Raw genomic sequence first — 19,017 nt, forward strand, 5'->3', positions numbered from 1 at the left:
TTAAGCTCTAGGATGTGTATTCATATAGGTGCTGCGTAAATGCTCCTTCGTTACATGCGTATACACTTGTGTCGAAGAAAGGTGCGCATGCCCTAATAATTCCTGCACAGTACGCATATCTGCACCATTGTTTAGTAAATGTGTGGCAAATGAATGCCTAAGCATATGTGGATAGAGCTTCGTATGCAGGCTTGCTTTATTCACCATTTCATTTAATATGTGACGTACACCCCGAGGAGTAAGTTCGCCACCTCTCATATTCACAAAAACAGAAGAATGATTCATATTTTTCATTATATGCGGTCGTGCTTCTTCAATGTAAGTTTGTAGTGCTCTATGAGCATATTCACCAAATGGTACGATACGCTCCTTACGTCCTTTTCCCATGACGCGAATAATTGAATAATGAAAATCGATATGTCCTATCTCCAATGCTGTGCATTCACTTACCCGAATACCTGTTGCATAAAGCAGTTCCAATAAGGCGATATTGCGGAGCGATTGAAAATCTTGGCCTTGATTTGCTTCAAATAATTGTGTTAGCTCTTCCTCATAAAAAAAGTTTGGAAGTCGTTCCTCTTTTTTCGGGTGGTACAATGAGCGAAAAGATGAATCATCCAAATTAAATTCTCGATGTAAATAGCGAAAAAAGGAACGAATCGAAGATATTTTTCTTGAAATAGAAGCCCTCGCTTTTTTTTCTTCGTAGAGCTTTGTCACGTATAATCTTGCATGAATATATTCTACATCTTGTAAATTGTCGATGCCTTCTGTCTGTAAAAATGTTAAAAAATGCTGAATATCCGCTTCATACTCCCGCACTGTGTGGACAGAGAAATTTTTTTCAATTTGCACATAGCGAATGAATTGGTGTAGTAATTCATTTTGCTGAGAACTTGACATAACGTAGCCTCCTTCGAGCGGAGCAAATTAATTACATACTGACACTATACCTTAACTAAAAAATTAGCAAGTAAAATGTGCATGAATTTTAAAAAATCAATACATTTTGTCAATTGCATAGATAAAGCCCTTCAAATTATACAATTCAAAGGGCTTTTTCACAATTAGATTGTTTTCGAGTTCACAAAATTACGAATTGTTTCCAATGCGCGATTGGCATGACGCTCTGCACGCTCCGCCTTTGCTTTAATGCGTTCACCTAAATCTGGGAACAAGCCAAAATTAACATTCATCGGCTGGAAGTTTTTTGAATCAGCTTCCGTAATATAGCGTGCCATTGAACCAAGCGCTGTTTCCTCAGGGAAGTATAATAGCTCCTCCCCCTTTGCTAAACGTGCCGCATTAATACCTGCAATTAAACCGCTACCTGCTGATTCAACATAGCCTTCTACTCCAGTCATTTGACCTGCAAAGAAAATATTTGGCTGCGCCTTTAATTGATATGTTTTCGTCAACACTTTTGGAGAGTTGATAAATGTGTTGCGGTGCATCACACCATAACGTACAATTTCAACATTTTCCAAGCCAGGAATGAGCTGTAGCACTTCCTTTTGCGGACCCCATTTCAAATGTGTTTGGAAGCCAACAATATTGTATAAAGTACCTGCTGCATCATCTTGGCGTAATTGAACAACAGCATATGGGCGCTTACCTGTTTTCGGATCTTCTAGACCGACTGGTTTCATCGGACCAAAGAGCATCGTCTTCTCACCGCGCGCTGCCATTACCTCGATAGGCATACAGCCTTCGAAATAGATTTCTTTTTCAAATTCCTTTAACGGTACAACTTCCGCTTCAATCAACGCTTGACGGAAACGCTCAAATTCTTCCTTTGTCATCGGGCAATTTAAGTATGCCGCCTCGCCTTTATCATAACGCGATTTCAAATATACTTTATCCATATCAATTGAATCTTTTTCGATAATTGGTGCTGCCGCATCATAAAAATATAAATAATCCTCGCCTGTTAAAGCTTGAATCTTTTCCGCTAATGCTGGTGATGTCAATGGCCCTGTCGCAATAATTGTAATACCTTCAGGGATCTCTGTTACTTCCTCTTGAATCACTTCTACTAGAGGATGATTTTTAACAGCATCTGTTACATAGCCAGCAAACTCATGACGGTCTACTGCAAGTGCACCGCCAGCTGGTACAGAGCAGCCATCCGCCGCTTTCATAATAACTGAATCAAGTATACGCATTTCCTCTTTAATAACGCCTACCGCATTTGTTAAAGTATTCGCACGTAAAGAGTTGGAGCATACAAGCTCTGCAAATTTATCGGTATGGTGAGCAGGTGTTTGCTTCACTGGACGCATTTCGTAAAGGCGTACTTTCACACCGCGCTTTGCTATTTGCCATGCTGCTTCACTACCAGCTAAGCCCGCACCAATAACGTTTACAATTTTTTCTGACATATTACTTACCAACTTTCTATTGTGATGGTGTTTCCTCATAATCACAATCTGTATTCGTACACTGAATTTGTACACCTTTTTTCAGTTTCTTTTCAACTAATAAGGAGCTGCATTTTGGACATGGTCGATTAATTGGCTTATCCCACGAAACGAATTCACATTCAGGATAACGATTGCAACCGTAAAATAATCGCTTCGTTTTGCTTTTACGCTCGACAATCTCGCCTTCCTGGCATGTAGGGCATTTCACACCAATTGGCTTCATAATTGCCTTTGTATTACGGCAATCTGGGAAGTTTGAGCAAGCCATAAATTTGCCATAGCGTCCAAGCTTGTATACCATCGGGGCTCCACATTTATCGCAATCTTCTCCTGCTGGCTCATCCTTAATTTCGATTTTTTCCATTGCTTCATCAGCATGCTTTACACTTTTTTCGAAATCTTTATAGAACGCATCAATTACCTGTACCCAGTTCGTAATCCCTTCCTCTACACCGTCAAGATCCTGCTCCATTTTTGCCGTAAATTCAATGTTGATAATTTCCGGGAAAAATTCAAGTACAAGCTGGTGAACGATTTCTCCAAGCTCAGTAGGTACAAAACGCTTCGCGTCAAGCTGTACATAGCCACGCTTTTGGATTGTATCTAACGTAGGCGCATATGTGGAAGGTCGTCCTATGCCTAATTCCTCTAAAGTTTTAACTAAGCGAGCCTCAGAGTAGCGAGGTGGTGGCTGTGTAAAATGCTGTTTCGGTTCAATTTCTAAAGCCTTTACTTCATCGCCCACTTCCATCTCTGGCAGAAGCTTTGTTGTTTCTTCTGTTTGGTCATCTGTACCTTCTATATAAAGCTTCATAAAGCCTGGGAATTTCACGTGCGAGCCATTCGCTCGGAATTTCACATCACCGTTTAATAAATCAACGGAAACGGTATCTAAAATAGCAGGGGCCATTTGACTAGCGATAAAACGCTCCCAAATCAAGCGATATAAACGTAGCTGGTCACGGCTTAAGACAGCTTTTAAATCATCTGGCGTGCGCATCGTACTCGTCGGACGTATCGCCTCATGCGCATCCTGTGCATTCGATTGCTTTTTCGCCTGTTTCGATCCCGTTGCAATATATTCTTTACCGTATTTCGTGTCGATATATTGCACTGCCTCCGTCTTTGCAGTTTCTGAAATACGCGTCGAATCTGTACGCATATACGTAATTAGACCGACTGTACCCTCTTTTTTACCAATGTCAATACCCTCATATAGTTGCTGTGCTAGCATCATCGTTTTCTTTGCACGGAAATTCAGCTTACGCGCTGCTTCTTGTTGTAATGAAGAGGTTGTAAAAGCAGGTGCGGCATTGCGTCTGCGCTCCTTTTTAATCACATCTGTGACTGTGAAGTACTCACCCTTTATATTTTTCAATATTTCCTTCACTTGCTCTTCGTTTGTAAGCTTAATTTTCTCCGCTCCAGTCCCATAATAAAGCGCATCAAATTGCTTTTTACTTTTTTCGAACATACCCTCGATTGTCCAATATTCTTCTGGAACAAAATGAGTGATTTCATGTTCTCTGTCGATAATTAAACGTAATGCAACAGACTGTACACGCCCAGCAGATAAGCCTTTCTTTACTTTCTTCCACAAAATGGGGCTAATATTATAGCCAACAAGACGGTCTAAAATACGTCGTGCCTGTTGTGCATCCACTAAGTCCATATCAATAGGGCGCGGGTTTTTAAAGGATTCCAAAATAGCATCCTTTGTAATTTCATTGAAAACGACGCGGCAATCCGATTCGATATCGATATTTAAAGCTGTTGCTAAATGCCAAGCAATCGCTTCTCCTTCGCGGTCGGGGTCAGATGCGAGATAAATTTTCTTCACTTTTTTTGCTGCCGTTTTTAATTCTTGTAAAACAGGTCCTTTACCACGAATGGTAATGTACTTAGGTGTGTAGTTATTATCCGTATCAATTCCTGTTTGACTACGCGGTAAATCGCGTACATGTCCTATAGAAGCTTTTACTTTATATTTTTTTCCTAAGTATCGTTCAATTGTTTTTGCCTTTGCAGGCGATTCCACTATTACTAAATAATCTGCCATTCATTTCTTTCCCCCTTAGAGAGGTTACTCATTTTATATTTAATACGCCATGGCGTCTCCATTACCTTTTTATTGGCGTCAAGTTTATTATAGCTTTGCTGAAATAAAGCTCTCGTTTACTGCATCTATTTGAAGGAGCAGACTTTTCTAGCCCAATCGAGCAGCCTGAAACTCCATGTAACCGAAGCTTAATTGATTGCACAAAATTTTGTGAACTACAAAGCATACCTGTTGCAAAATGTATAACAGATTGAGAGAGATTGCAACTTTTTTTCAATATTTCATTTGAAACATTTGTAACTCTTCAACAATTTGCTGTCCATTCCATACTGGAATTGCACCTTCTTTTAATAAATTATTCGTTCCTTTTGATTGCTCTGAATGAATGGGTCCTGGTACAACGAAAACATCTTTGCCATGCTCCAACGCATGGTCTGTTGTAATAAGAGTGCCACTTTTCATCGCTGCCTCAGTTACTACTAAAGCACAGCTCAAGCCACTAATTATTCGATTACGCATCGGGAAATGCCATTTCTTTGGTCCCATATACGGTGGGTATTCTGTCAATAATAGATGCTCGCTCACTATTTTAGCCGCAAGATTTTTATTTTCCTTTGGATATAGATGGGCAAAACCATGTCCTACGACAGCGATTGTACTACCGCCTAATTCAATTGTCATCTGATGTGCTAATGTATCTGCTCCTTTTGCAAGTCCACTCACTATTACATATTGCTCAGCAATTAAAGGTGGCAATATCGATTGTAGAGCAATTGACGAATAATTTGTCGAATTGCGTGATCCAATACAAGCAATTTTTTGACGCTGCAATAAATCAATATGCCCTTGTACATAGATGACTGTAGGAGCATCGCTAAGCTGCAACAGACTTTTCGGATAATTCTCACTCGTAAAAGGTATTGCATGCATATTATGCTGCTCATAATACACTTTAAAGGGTGTATTTGCAGCTTTATTATAATTTACTTTTAATATTTGAGCTGTTTGTAGTTGGATTTGAAGTATTTGTGCAAGCTCTTTTGCCGAAATGAATTGCAATTCGTGCAATGTCTGTATTGCACATAATAGGCGCTGAAGTTTATTTAATGGCAGGGGATAAACATAATGCAACGCTAATAATTGCTGTATTTCTTTTTGATTTAGCATGTCATCGCTCCTTCAAGCAGTGAAGTACTATGACCGCATAGCAATGTTTAGGGACGTTTCGTCTGAGTTTTATCAAAATTAATCACAGTAGGCAACCTGTTATAAAAGATAAATACTGAATCTAACAGATTTTTGAATTTATAACCAATTTTTCACTGCATTAAAGAATGAGTTAGATTTTGCAAACAGCCCCTAAAATATAGCGTATGGGGATACAGCTATATTAAGAAAAGTGTAGCTTAAATCTACAAGAAAAGCCATAAAATTGAGTACTTATCACCTTTACAAACTACATTCCTTTTATCAATTACACCTTGGCGTAATTGCGTCGGGATTTTAAATTGTACTTGCACATCTGTACCTGTCGCTACGCTTTCGGTATAAAAAACATTGCTGAATGGTTCGATTTTTAATAAAACACAAACAAAGCGTCCGAAAAGCGTGCTAAGCACTGTTTTTTCGGACGCCCCTATTCAATTAGTGTGTTTTACACTTCTCGTATAGACCTTTTTCTTTAATTACACGAATTAATGTTTCACCGATAACAGATGGTGTATCTGCTACTTCAATACCCGCTGCATTCATTGCTTTAATTTTTTCTGCAGCTGTACCTTTACCACCTGAGATAATCGCACCAGCATGTCCCATACGTTTACCTGGAGGTGCTGTTTGACCACCGATAAAGCCTACAACTGGCTTTGTCATGTTTGCTTTTACCCACTCAGCCGCTTCTTCCTCAGCCGTACCACCGATTTCCCCAATCATTACAACTGCATATGTCTCTGGGTCATCATTGAACGCTGATAATACGTCGATAAAGTTTGTCCCATTTACAGGGTCGCCACCGATACCAACAGCTGTTGTTTGACCGATACCTGCTTGTGACAATTGGTGTACAGCTTCATATGTTAATGTACCTGAGCGTGATACAACGCCAACATGTCCTTTTGTATGAATGTAGCCAGGCATAATTCCGATTTTACATTCATCAGATGTAATAACACCTGGGCAGTTTGGCCCTATTAGGCGTGTCTTTTTGCCTTCCATATAGCGCTTTACATTTACCATATCAAGAACAGGGATGTGCTCTGTAATACAAATTGCCATATCTAAGTCAGCGTCAACTGCTTCCATAATAGCATCTGCCGCAAATGGTGCTGGTACGTATATAACAGATACGTTCGCTCCAGTAGCTTTAACCGCTTCTTCAACAGTGTTGAAAACTGGAACTCCTTCTACTTCTAAGCCGCCTTTACCCGGTGTTACACCAGCTACGATTTTTGTACCGTATTCAAGCATTTGCTTCGTATGGAAAAGTGCAGTTTCACCCGTAATCCCTTGTACGATTACTTTCGTGTCTTTATTAATATAAACACTCATTAATTCTCCCTACCTTCCTTAGCCTACAAGTCCTACGATTTTTTGTGCGCCATCAGCCATAGAGTCTGCAGCGACAATATTTAAACCAGATTCATTTAATAATTTTTTACCAAGCTCTACGTTTGTACCTTCTAAACGCACTACTAATGGAATTGTTAACCCTACTTGTTTCGTCGCTTCAATAACACCCTCTGCGATAACGTCACACTTCATAATACCACCGAAAATGTTAACGAAAATTCCTTTTACATTCTCGTCAGATAGGATAATTTTAAACGCTTCTGTTACTTTTTCTGCTGTAGCGCCGCCCCCTACATCTAGGAAGTTTGCTGGTTGACCGCCGTAATAGCTAATCGTATCCATTGTCGCCATCGCTAAACCAGCACCGTTCACCATACAGCCGATGTTACCATCTAATGAAATATAGCTTAAGTCATATTTAGAGGCTTCGATTTCTTTTGGATCTTCCTCATCAAAATCGCGTAATTCAACGATATCTTTATGTCGATATAATGCGTTTGCATCGAAGTTGAATTTCGCATCAAGTGCTACAACTTCATCATCACCTGTTACAACTAACGGGTTGATTTCAACGATTGATGCATCTTTTTCTACAAATGCTTGATATAAACCTAGCATTAATTTAACCGCTTTATTCACTAATTTCGTTGGAATATTCATGTTGAATGCCATACGACGTGCTTGGAATCCTTGTAAGCCTACAACTGGATCAATAATTTCTTTGAAGATTTTTTCAGGTGTATTTTCTGCCACTTCTTCAATATCCATACCGCCTTCTTCAGAACCCATTAAAGTTACGCGAGAAGTAGCACGGTCAAGCACTAAGCCTAAGTAATATTCCTTGCGAATATCTGATCCTTCTTCAATGTAAAGTCGTTTTACTTCTTTACCTTCTGGACCTGTTTGGTGTGTTACTAATATTTTACCAAGTAGTTCTTTCGAGTAAGTACGCACTTCTTCAAGATTTTTTGCGATTTTTACACCGCCAGCCTTACCGCGACCACCTGCGTGAATTTGTGCTTTAACAACTGTTACGTTAGCGCCTAGCTCTTTTGCTACTTTCACAGCTTCATCTGGAGAAAACGCTACTTTCCCTTTCGGCACAGCAACGCCATACTTTCTCAAGATTTCCTTCCCTTGATACTCATGGATATTCATAATCCATCCTCCTATCAGACAATTTGGATATTATTTTAATTACCATCATCTATTCTATACAAACATTCTGACAATGTCTATAATTGTCTTTAATGCGGAATTTTCAATCAATTATACTGTATTATTCTCGAAATATTATTTGTATTTGTTATAAGACAGCAAAAATGCTACTAACTGCGTCGTTTTAACTCATTATGCTCACGGTCCAGATGATAAATAAAGGCGAATACTTCTGCCACAGCCTGATATAATTGCTCTGGTATCGTTTCGTTTAAATCAAGCTGCCCTAATAATTCGACAAGATTCGGGTCCTCATGAATTGGCACATTATGCAACGAGGCTTGCTCTAAAATATTTTCTGCAATTTTCCCTTTCCCTTTTGCAACAACCTTCGGACCAGCACTTTCAGATGGGTTATAAGTTAGAGCAATTGCTTCTTTTCTAACATATTTCCTTTCACTCATACGCGAATATCCACCCCACTACGCTCCTCAACTTGCTCTTTTATAGTTTGTCCAGCTTGCTCTTGTAGCGCGCTTTCAAACTGCTTTATAAATACACCAGACAATTGATAGTCCTTGCTAGCCAAGCCTTCTTTCAAGGATTTTTTTAGTGGTTCTGCTAATGGCGTTAACCCCAAGTTATCATTAAAAAGCGTCACCGTGACGATGCGATTTTGTACCTGCATATCGATTACCGTTTCTTGCAATGATTCCATATGCAAATAAAAGAGAACACGTGCGTAATTAGCATCAATTTTACCATCCTCTTTCATACGACCGTTCCACTGCAATGTTGCATCCATTCGCTTTCCAAAAAACTCTAGGGGCACTTGCATAACAAGCTGATGCTGATGTCCATTTTCACCCGATAATAACTGCATACCGTTCATGCGTGTCATCACCATTTCTGCTGCATCGCGCAATGCGGGTGGCGTTGTCATATCCTGAATAAGCGCTAATAGCTGCGGCTTTAACTGTCCTGCAATAGCCTGCATATCCGTTGCCTTATTTTGCAGTGCTGCCTCATAGCTTATACCTAGTCCCTTTAAAACTGTTTTCATCGCCTGTTCCATCGCCTTGCTATCAATAGCTGATTGAAGCTGGGCATCAGCTTGTGTTAGCTGTGACTGAATCACAGGCTGCGACATATTTTTTGCCTCCTGTACAATATTGCGCAGCAACAACTCTTGACTATGCGCTGTGAGCTCGGGCTTTATCATCGAAAGTATTTGCTCCTTCGTTGATAAGCCTTGCTCATTATTCGTAAAAAGCTGCGCTGTCGTATTATTCGCATAAGCTTTGAGTAGCTCTGTTTGCAGTTGCTGAGCAAAGGTTGTTAGTGCTTGCTGGCTTTGTGGTAGCTGTGAAAAGCGCGTAACAAGCTGCTGTAAATGCTCTTTTTGCGCTGTCATTAGTAGGCTGTCCCCTGCGATAAAAGCGCGTACCTGCTCCGCAATTGCAGCACTTTGCTCAGGTTTTACTTGTACAATTTGCGTTAATAACTGCCCTGCGCTATTTAAGGGGGCTTGCCCTTGTGCCTGTTGTCCTTGCCAATTAGCAAGAGTCGCATTTTGCGGTACAACGCTCGCTTGCTTGAGTAGCTGTAAAAACTGCAATCGCTCACTAATATTTGCTGTTGTATCGCTTAGTAATTGCACTGCACGCGCTAGCATTGTACCGCCTAGTTCGACATCAAAGGGCTTAGCAATTGCCTGCAACTGCTGTATAACAGATGTTTTTAATTGTTCATTGCCTGCTGTTGAAGTCGACAATTGCTGTAATAAATTTTGTAATGCTGTCGACATACCGTCTGTTTTTGCTCCTTGCACTAATGCCTGAAAAACTTGATTTGTAAAGGGCATTTTCAATTCAACCATGCGTTGCATCGCCAAAAGAGCATCCTGCTTCGACACACCTTCTGGCAAGCTTTTCATCCATTGCTCGGCCTGTATAAGCTGTTCCTTTGAAATCGGAATTTGCTGCTTCATAAAATAGCTTAGCACTTGCTGCATATCCGCTGTTTTTGGTAAATTCATTGTTTCTAACAACTGTGCCATTTGTTGTGTTGGTGTTAAAGTGGAGGACATCGGATTCGATACGACTTTTAGCTCCGTTTGTGTCCCACTCGTATTTGTCACCTGAAAGAAGTGCGCGTCACCAACTTTCAATGGCACTTCTAATTTCGCTATTAATTTATTATTACCCACCTGTATTTCTGCCATTTGGTCAGGATAAAGTTGTTTAATTGTACCGTGAAATATTTGTCCTTGCTTTAATGTGAGCGGCTGATTCGTTGCTGTTATTTGCGCTTGTTGCGCAATTGGATTAAATGATGTAGATGTCATACAATCACCCTTTCATCATAGATTTTATCGGCTCAAAGCTTACACGATGGTGAATGGTAGGTCCATATTTGGCAAGCGCCTCTAGATGCTGCTTCGTTCCATAGCCTGCATGCTGCCCGAATCCATATTGTGGGAATTCCTTTGCCAGCTCCTCCATATAATCATCACGCGCTGTTTTAGCTAATATAGAAGCAGCTGCAATCGCTAAGCTTTTTGCATCCCCTTTAATAATAGACTGTTGTGGTACAGTAATTGGCAATGTCATCGCATCCGCTATTACAAAATTTGGCTTCATTTTTAACGCTAATACACTGCTCGCCATCGATTGCTTCGTTGCCTCATAAATATTGAGTGTATCAATCATTTGGGCACTTTGAAAATGGATGCTGTAGCTAAGCGCATGTTCCTTCACTAATATACTCATACGTGCTCTCGCTTCTTTCGTTAATTGCTTTGAGTCATTTAAACCGAGTAAAGCCTGACAATTTTCAGGTAAAATAACGGCTGCCGTAACAACTGGACCAGCAAGTGGCCCACGTCCTGCCTCGTCTACACCTGCAACGAGTTGTCCAAACTGCGCATCAAAGGCAATCTTTGCATCATGTGTTTGCTGTAGTAGCTGCTGCTTATCCATGCGCTTTAAAAATTGCTGCCATGCTTTTTGCACACCTGCCCGCTCATCATATTGGATTGCCTTCATCCACGGCTCTTGCTTTGTGGCTGCTTTCAAAGCAACTGTAATTTCCTTAATCGTCTGCATATTTCATAACCTCGTCTCTACTACGTATATCGGCTTATTTTTCTTATTATAAAACAAAATCAATTACACTGCGGCGAACTTGCTCAATTAAAATAAAGGGCTTGTGAGGAAATGCTACACCTCACAAGCCCTTCTCTTTTTCAAAACTACTCTTCTTGAAACTGGGTTATCCGATATAAAAATGCGGCAAATTGGGCACGTGTTACAGGCTCGCCTGGTCGGAAATTCCCATTATCGCCAAATGCGATGCCTTCACGTTCTAACACTGCAATATAGCCTGCACTCCAATGCTGGCTGTCCACATCCGCAAATGAGCTTGTACCCTCTGGAGTTAAACCTAGCACACCAGCGAGCACCTTCGCTAGCTGTGCGCGTGTCATTTTTTCTGCTGGCAAAAATTCACCATTTTTCCCATCTATAATGCCTGCCTGTTGTAAGACAGTAATTTCTTTATAGTAGGGATGGGTTGGTGACACATCTGAAAAATGAATGGCTGTTCGCACTTTTTCAAATGCAAATGCCCTTGTTAGTAATGCCGTTACATGCATACGACTAATTGCCTCATTCGGACGGAAAGTACCGTCTTCATAGCCTTGAATAATGCCAAGTGCTACTAACTCATGCACAATTTCATTTGCCCAATGGCTTTCCATATCGCTAAATACCATGCTAGGTAGTGGCGACTCTTGCGCTGTTTCAGATTCCTCTTGCGGCAATTTTATCCACTTCGCATAAAGCTCGATATTTTCTCGAACAAGCGTCTCCTCTTCCCATCGTTTTGTTAATGCTTTATCTTGATACCAGCCATCAAAACGATAGCCCTCCCTTGTTGGTACAGGTAAATCGCTTATCTTTGTATTATAAGTAATTTCAATTGGTTCAAGTATTGTTCCATCATTCGTGTGCAAAATGATTTTTACCGTTGATGGAGGTGAATAGCTGCCTCGGATTGGCGGTACATCCTTTGATTTCACCTGTATTTTTACTATATTGCTAATTATTGCTGCTGTTTTAGTACCTGTTGCATTATTATCTGTATTTGTCACAATACAGTAATAATAGACTTCTTCTTCCACATTTGTTGGTGCTAAATATGTTGCATTTGTAGCACCGTTTATTAATGTGCTATTGTTCGTGTCATTTGTTGTACTGCTATACCATTGATAACTCAAGGAGACGCCTCCACTTGCCACTACACTCAATATAGCAGCCTCTCCTCTATTCACTATTTGATTTGCTGGCTGCGTAATAATGCTAGGTGTTGTCGCATTTGTTAAAGCATTTACTTGCACCTTTGCTACATCACTAGTCGTTGTTGTTATTTGATTGCCTGTTGCACTGCTGTCCGTGTTCGTTACAACGCTGTAGTAATAGGTAATTCCCTCTGTATTTGTTGGTGCTAAATAACTTGCATTTATTGCTCCGTTTATTGGCATCCCCTTATTTGCAACATTTGTTGCGCTACTATACCATTGGTAGCTGAGTGATGCACCTCCACTTGCTATTACACTTAATATAGCAGGCTCTCCTATATTTACAGTTTGATTTGCTGGTTGCAGCATAACGCTTAGTTTTTCTGCATGAGTTAAGGCATTTACTTGCACCTTTACTACATCACTAATCTCCGTTGCTGTCTTTTGACCAGTCGCATTGTTATCTGTATTCGTCACAATGCAGTAGTAATAGGTTGTTCCCTCTATACTTGTCGGTGCTTCATAGCGGGGATTTGTTGCTCCATCTATTAGCACACCATCGTTCGGGTCATTTGTTGTAGCGCTATACCATTGATAACTCAATGTTCCGCTACCATTTGTCGTTGCATCTACATGAAGCAATGGAGGGGCACTTCCCTCTAGAATTATTGCTCCACTTGGTTGCTTAGTAATCATTGGTGGGGCTACGTTTATTTTGGCTATAACTTCCATCTTAGCCGGATTACTCACTGCTGTTTTACCGCCGTTTCGATTTGCTACAACAGCGTAATAATAGGTAGTACCCTCCACTCCTGTTGGTACAATATAAGTTGGACTTGTTGCGCCATCTATAATTGTACCAGTTGTGTTATTATTTATTGAGTTACTATACCATTGATAGTTCAATGGCCCACCATCGCTAACAGTCGCTCCTACATTTATTGTCGGATTTGCATCATCTACTGTAACTGTTGCCCCTACAGGATGTAAATCAATAACTGGTGTAGCTAAATTGTTAGTAGAAAACGAGATAAGATGTTGAACTTTCCCAGGGTTTGTATAGCTTTCACTAAGCAGCCCTCCGCCTCTATCTTCAGATAATATAAAGCTAATTTGGTAATTATCAGTTGGTCTAATCTGTGAATTAATTATCTCAATATTTTTCCAAATTTGTTGCATTGTATTTATATTATTAAAAAGCTTCTTAGTTTGACCGACAGTTCTTGTAATAAATATATCATCTTCTAGCACTTCTTCTGTAATAAATACCTCCATACTAAAATCCCCTGAAATTTTTGATAGAAAGGAAGTATCCAATAATATTTTTCCATTCTCAACCTTCACAGTGGCATTTGTAATTTCTGCAAATTCCTGCTCCCCACCGTCAATGATTAATTGTATCCAGTCTACAGTGAGCGCCCAACCCGTATTAACATTGCCTGTGGCTTTATAATAATGATGGATTGTTAGCCCAGCATAATTATCCCCCTGCGCAATTCGGCTCCATTCATTCGCCTGAAAGGGCAGAACTGTGGTACTCCATTTATTATTTTCACCAACAAGTGTGCCAAGATACGATTGACTAGGTATTTCCCTTTTGTAAATGTCTGTGAGGGAAATCCATGGAAATGGTGTATAATTTGGACCAAGTACTATATCAGATGGATTACTTGAAAAATAAACTCGATTCCACTCACCAGTACTAGTTATTTGCGGCCTATATTCATCTACATCATAGGCGCGAATAAGTAGGTGAGCGTTTTTTTGCGGTAAATTTGTAACATTTTCAATTTTAACTTCAATTGGATATTTTGAATCAACATTTGAATTAGCATTTTTTAATTCAATATCTAAATCACCATCTGCCACACTATCAGCATTTCCCCCTCCCCAATTATCTGTGTCAGTAAAGTAAGTTGAACCAGTTGCATTTGCTGGGGTGGTTATTCCTAGCAGCGTGCCTATTACTAAAATGCCAACTATAAAAAAGAATTTTTTTCGCATTCTTGACTATCCTCTCTATATTTCATTTTTATATAAATCCAATATATACAACCAAGGTTAAAATTAGGTTAAAAAATAAAAATAGACGGCTATCGAAAAAAGTCACCTCGATAGCCGTCTATTTTATTGTTCTATAAATGCATCTTTCTCTAATTGCTCGTCCACAAAATCAAATGTTAACTTTCCTAAATGCTGGCTGCGAATGTCGCGCACAATTAGCTCAGCTACTTGGTCGTAATCAATTTCGCCACCTTGTCCGAATACACGACGCAGTTTTCCGATGTGGTCGAATGTTTCGACTAAGTCCTCATGTACAAAGGATAGCCCATAGCGTTCCTCCATACGTGTAGGATAGTGTAATGCTAAAAAGCGCAGGCCGTATACTGCTAAGTCTTCCATATTGGTAATCGTATCTTTAATGGCTCCTGTTAATGCTAGCTTATAACCAATTTCTTGATCTTCAAATTTCGGCCATAAAATGCCGGGGGTATCAAGCAGCTCTAGCTCTTTCGCTACTTTAATCCATTGCTGTGCCTTTGTAACACCCGGTGTATTACCCGTTTTGGCAATATTCTTCTTAGCTAAGCGATTGATGAGCGTTGATTTCCCTACGTTTGGAATGCCGACAATCATCGCACGAATAGCACGTGGCTTCATACCCTTCGCCTTCATGCGCGCCCATTTATCCGCTAAAATAGCTTGGGCAGCCTTTGTTACAGATTGTAGCCCTTTCCCTTCAAGCGAATTAATCGCCACTGCCTTATAGCCATGCTCTTCAAAGTATTGCAGCCATTTGCGCGTTTCAGTTTCATCTGCCATATCCTGCTTATTTAAAATTAATAGGCGTGGCTTTTGATGAATGACTTGGTCAATCATCGGATTGCGCGACGATAGCGGGAGCCTTGCATCGACTAGCTCAAACACGATATCGACAAGCTTTAAATTTTCAGACACCTCGCGGCGAGCCTTCGCCATATGCCCTGGAAACCATTGAATTGTCACAATAAATCCTCCTACCTTAAAAGGGGCTATCCAACAAATGTAACTCATCTTTTATACAGCTTATAAAGTGAAACTTCAATCAGTGGGGGTTTTCCTCATCCCCACTAAATGTTAGTTGAATCAATCGGGCTTTTACGGGCAGTTGAGCTCCCTCTTATCCTTAAGCCGGTTTTCACTTAAGTCTTGAGGTAGATGTCTTACTGCTCTTTAATGCAGGATAAATCCAACAAACTGTTACATTCAGCGTTTACAACCTTTTAAAACAAATTACCTACTTTTCTATGTGATGATTATTTTAATCAAACACAACTGAAACGTCCAAAAAGCGTGCGAGACACTGCTTTTTGGACGCCCTATGCCCTATTATTTCACTATCTTTATATCGCTTACAGGCCAAAAAATAATGCTTGTATTACCGATAATTTCCTTTTGATTGACAATGCCAATATGACGACTATCTTTACTAAAACGACGGTTATCACCCATCACGAATACATGACCATCTGGAATGACATCTAAATTTGGGTCAATATCTTGCAACTTAAAATTCCCTGTCAAATTACCTTCCACAATTTCGGCTTTATATTGATCTAAATATGGCTCGTCGATCGGTTCACCATTTATATATAGCTGATCATCCTTGTATTCAACATGATCGCCCGGCAGTCCAATCACACGTTTTATATAGTCCTTTTGCTCTGGTGCATGAAATACAACGATATCAAAACGATCAGGGCTACCGATTTTATAGCCTATTTTATTCACAATCATTCGATCGCCATTTTCAAGGGTTGGCATCATCGAATCTCCATCTACAACGATTGGTGTGAATAAAAAATAGCGAATAATAGCTGCAACAGCAAATGCGATGAGCAGCGCTTTTGCCCATTCAAAGAGCTCATTTTTTTCTTTTTTTGTTTGTTCCAAGCGAATATCCCCCTCGTTCTTCCATATTCATTGTATACGAAATTGTAATGACAAGCAAAAAAATCTACCGCTTGACGAAAAGAAAGAGAGCTTGTCGTAACAAGCCCCCTTCTTTAAATAAATATTAGCGACGTTCTTTAATACGAGCTGCTTTACCACGTAATTCACGTAAGTAGTAAAGTTTCGCACGACGTACTTTACCACGACGAGCAACTTCTAATTTAGCAATTTTTGGTGTGTGTACTGGGAAAGTACGCTCAACACCTACACCGTAAGAAATTTTACGAACAGTGAAAGTTTCGCTAATTCCGCCACCACGACGTTTAATTACTACGCCTTCAAATAATTGGATACGCTCACGTGTACCCTCGACAACTTTTACGTGTACCTTAACTGTGTCACCAGGACGGAATGAAGGTAAATCTGAACGAAGTTGTTCTTTTGTGATTTCTGCAATAATGTTTGTCATTGTTTTCTCTCCTTGGACAGATGCTCATGCACGCTCATTTTTGGCCACAGCGGAACACCGTAATTCAGTGCTTACTTAAAAGCACAGATTGAATATTATCATAAATTATTTCTACTTGCAAGCATTTTTACTTTACTGCATATGAATAAATAGATTCAATGTGTGAAGATTCGTTTTACAATTCACTTTTTAATTTTTCTAGTATTTTTCGCTGCTTGTCTGTTAATTCTAATGTTTCTAGTAAATCGGGACGGCGTAACAATGTTCGCTTTAAAGACTGTTCTTCACGCCACTCTTCAATTTTCCCGTGATTTCCAGATGTTAATACTTCCGGTACTGTCATGCCTCTAAAATCGGCTGGACGCGTATAATGTGGGTGCTCTAGCAAGCCTGTTGAAAATGAATCTAATATATGAGAATCCGCCTTTCCTAAAACACCTGGTAATAATCGGACTACTGCATCAATGACAGTCATGGCAGGAAGTTCGCCACCTGTTAAAACAAAGTCGCCGATAGATATTTCATCCGTTACTAAAAATTCGCGTATACGCTCATCATAGCCTTCGTAATGACCACATAAAAAGACAAGTTCCTCTTCCTGTGCTAGCTCCTCTGCCTTCTTTTGTGTGAAGCGTTCACCTTGTGGACACATTAAAATAACACGCGGCTTGCGCCCGGCTGTAATTTCCTCAACCGCTTGGAACATTGGCTCAGGCTTCAGCACCATACCTGCGCCACCACCATATGGATAGTCGTCCACCTGCTTATGACGATTATCGCTAAAATCACGGATATCGGAGACAGCAAGTGTAACAGCATCTTTTTCCTGCGCTTTTTTCAAAATAGATGTATTAAACACGCCCTCAAACATTCCTGGAAACAGGCTCAGCACATGAATCTTCATCATAATAAACCTTCCATCACATGGATAATAATTTTTTTATTATCAATATCAATTTCTTTTACAACATCCTCAATATAGGGAATGTAATGCATTTTTTTAGGGCCCTTCACTTCCCATACGTCGTTTGCGCCTGTTTCTAAAATATCTGTAATAACGCCGACACGCTCGCCATCTTCAGAAAATACTTCGCAATCTTTAATTTCAAAGTAGTAATATTCATTTTCTTCAAGCTCATCATCTTCAAGCTGGTCCATCGTCACTTTTAATAAGCCTTCTTTAAATGGCTCAACTAAATTAATATTGTTCATGCCCTCAAATGTTAATAAAATAAAGTTTTTATGGCGGCGAACACTTTCCACTGTCACCCAAATCGGACGCTTCTCATCCTTTTTAAACACCGCTAGTTTGCTGCCAACAGCAAAGCGCGTATCCTCAAAATCCGTCGTGGAAATAACACGAACTTCCCCGCGGATACCATGTGTATTAACGATGCGTCCTACATTAAACCATTCCATGTTTGTACACCTCTTATATAGTCTATCTTCGCTCATTATATAACAAAAAAGAGGAGGGAACTAGTGCGCTCCCTCCTCCTTTTTTATGTAGGCTAGCCAAATGCTTGGTCAGCCTTAATCATCCAATATATCGACGTAAGTCTTTTTCTTACGGTGACTGCCCGCCGCTGAATAAACAATTGTTCGAATCGCCTTTGCGACACGTCCTTGTTTGCCTATGACTTTTCCTCGATCCTCTGGATGAACAAAAAGCTTATAAACAATTCGATTGGTATTTTCATCCGTCTCAATACGGACTTCTTCTGGGTAATCGACTAACGGTTTAACGATTGTTTCAATCAGTTGCTGCATATCATGTCACCTCAGATTATTTACTGAATTTTTGGTTATGGAATTTTTCCATAATGCCTTGCTCTGAGAACAAGTTACGAACAGTGTCAGATGGTTTTGCACCATCAGCTAACCATTTAAGAGCTTTCTCTTCATCGATAGCTACAGTAGCTGGAACTGTAAGTGGGTTGTAAGTACCTACTGTTTCAATTTGACGACCGTCACGTGGTGAACGAGCATCTGCAACTACGATACGATAGAAAGGAGATTTTTTAGCTCCCATACGTTTTAAGCGAATTTTAACTGCCATTTTAATAGCACCTCCGAATAAGTTTCACACAAGATAGTATATTATCAA

At 40.0% G+C, this 19,017-nt stretch carries 17 protein-coding genes; all 17 read right to left on the minus strand.

Going from position 1 to position 19,017, the window contains the following annotated elements; all coding sequences use genetic code 11:
• Entirely contained in the window at positions 1-903 is a 903-nt protein-coding gene (xerC, locus tag MHH70_RS06545; protein WP_066169995.1) for a tyrosine recombinase XerC, read from the minus strand.
• A 164-nt stretch (positions 904-1,067) separates the two neighbouring features.
• Positions 1,068-2,381, minus strand: coding sequence for an FADH(2)-oxidizing methylenetetrahydrofolate--tRNA-(uracil(54)-C(5))-methyltransferase TrmFO (gene trmFO / locus MHH70_RS06550; RefSeq protein WP_066169993.1), 1,314 nt, complete (start codon positions 2,379-2,381; stop codon positions 1,068-1,070).
• A gap of 16 nt (positions 2,382-2,397) precedes the next feature.
• Positions 2,398-4,482 carry a type I DNA topoisomerase gene (topA, locus tag MHH70_RS06555; RefSeq protein WP_342472859.1) on the minus strand — a complete coding sequence of 695 codons (2,085 nt, stop codon included), beginning with the start codon at positions 4,480-4,482 and terminating at the stop codon, positions 2,398-2,400.
• Positions 4,483-4,755: 273 nt separating this feature from the next.
• The gene (dprA, locus tag MHH70_RS06560; protein ID WP_342472861.1) at positions 4,756-5,649 is read right to left on the minus strand and encodes a DNA-processing protein DprA; all 894 of its coding nucleotides are present in this window, start codon (positions 5,647-5,649) and stop codon (positions 4,756-4,758) included.
• Between the two features lie 477 nt (positions 5,650-6,126).
• Positions 6,127-7,029, minus strand: coding sequence for a succinate--CoA ligase subunit alpha (gene sucD, locus MHH70_RS06565; RefSeq protein WP_066169986.1), 903 nt, complete (start codon positions 7,027-7,029; stop codon positions 6,127-6,129).
• 18 nt (positions 7,030-7,047) lie between these two features.
• Entirely contained in the window at positions 7,048-8,208 is a 1,161-nt protein-coding gene (gene sucC, locus MHH70_RS06570) for an ADP-forming succinate--CoA ligase subunit beta (protein ID WP_066169983.1), read from the minus strand.
• Between the two features lie 170 nt (positions 8,209-8,378).
• Positions 8,379-8,672, minus strand: coding sequence for an EscU/YscU/HrcU family type III secretion system export apparatus switch protein (locus tag MHH70_RS06575; RefSeq protein WP_066169980.1), 294 nt, complete (start codon positions 8,670-8,672; stop codon positions 8,379-8,381).
• Complete coding sequence (locus MHH70_RS06580) at positions 8,669-10,555, minus strand: hypothetical protein (protein ID WP_342472862.1); 1,887 nt, start codon at positions 10,553-10,555, stop codon at positions 8,669-8,671. Before MHH70_RS06580 ends, MHH70_RS06575 begins: the two co-directional genes overlap by 4 nt.
• A gap of 4 nt (positions 10,556-10,559) precedes the next feature.
• The gene (locus MHH70_RS06585; protein WP_342472863.1) at positions 10,560-11,315 is read right to left on the minus strand and encodes a ribonuclease HII; all 756 of its coding nucleotides are present in this window, start codon (positions 11,313-11,315) and stop codon (positions 10,560-10,562) included.
• 146 nt (positions 11,316-11,461) lie between these two features.
• The gene (locus tag MHH70_RS06590) at positions 11,462-14,512 is read right to left on the minus strand and encodes an S-layer homology domain-containing protein (RefSeq protein ID WP_342472864.1); all 3,051 of its coding nucleotides are present in this window, start codon (positions 14,510-14,512) and stop codon (positions 11,462-11,464) included.
• Positions 14,513-14,635: 123 nt separating this feature from the next.
• Positions 14,636-15,514 (minus strand): ribosome biogenesis GTPase YlqF, encoded by an 879-nt coding sequence (gene ylqF / locus MHH70_RS06595; RefSeq protein ID WP_342472865.1) that lies wholly within the window; start codon positions 15,512-15,514, stop codon positions 14,636-14,638.
• Between the two features lie 363 nt (positions 15,515-15,877).
• Complete coding sequence (gene lepB, locus MHH70_RS06600; RefSeq protein ID WP_107942278.1) at positions 15,878-16,441, minus strand: signal peptidase I; 564 nt, start codon at positions 16,439-16,441, stop codon at positions 15,878-15,880.
• Between the two features lie 124 nt (positions 16,442-16,565).
• Complete coding sequence (gene rplS / locus MHH70_RS06605; RefSeq protein WP_066169967.1) at positions 16,566-16,910, minus strand: 50S ribosomal protein L19; 345 nt, start codon at positions 16,908-16,910, stop codon at positions 16,566-16,568.
• 175 nt (positions 16,911-17,085) lie between these two features.
• On the minus strand, positions 17,086-17,814 hold the full coding sequence (gene trmD / locus MHH70_RS06610; protein WP_107943073.1) for a tRNA (guanosine(37)-N1)-methyltransferase TrmD: 729 nt from the start codon (positions 17,812-17,814) through the stop codon (positions 17,086-17,088).
• On the minus strand, positions 17,814-18,329 hold the full coding sequence (gene rimM, locus MHH70_RS06615) for a ribosome maturation factor RimM (RefSeq protein WP_342472866.1): 516 nt from the start codon (positions 18,327-18,329) through the stop codon (positions 17,814-17,816). The genes trmD and rimM overlap by 1 nt, the downstream gene beginning before the upstream one ends.
• 114 nt (positions 18,330-18,443) lie before the next feature.
• Positions 18,444-18,680, minus strand: coding sequence for a KH domain-containing protein (locus tag MHH70_RS06620; RefSeq protein WP_066169962.1), 237 nt, complete (start codon positions 18,678-18,680; stop codon positions 18,444-18,446).
• Positions 18,681-18,696: 16 nt separating this feature from the next.
• Positions 18,697-18,969 carry a 30S ribosomal protein S16 gene (gene rpsP, locus MHH70_RS06625; RefSeq protein WP_066169959.1) on the minus strand — a complete coding sequence of 91 codons (273 nt, stop codon included), beginning with the start codon at positions 18,967-18,969 and terminating at the stop codon, positions 18,697-18,699.
• Positions 18,970-19,017 lie beyond the last annotated feature (48 nt).

Origin of the sequence: Metasolibacillus sp. FSL H7-0170 (genome assembly GCF_038593115.1) — a bacterium.
GTDB classification, from domain to species: domain Bacteria; phylum Bacillota; class Bacilli; order Bacillales_A; family Planococcaceae; genus Metasolibacillus; species Metasolibacillus fluoroglycofenilyticus.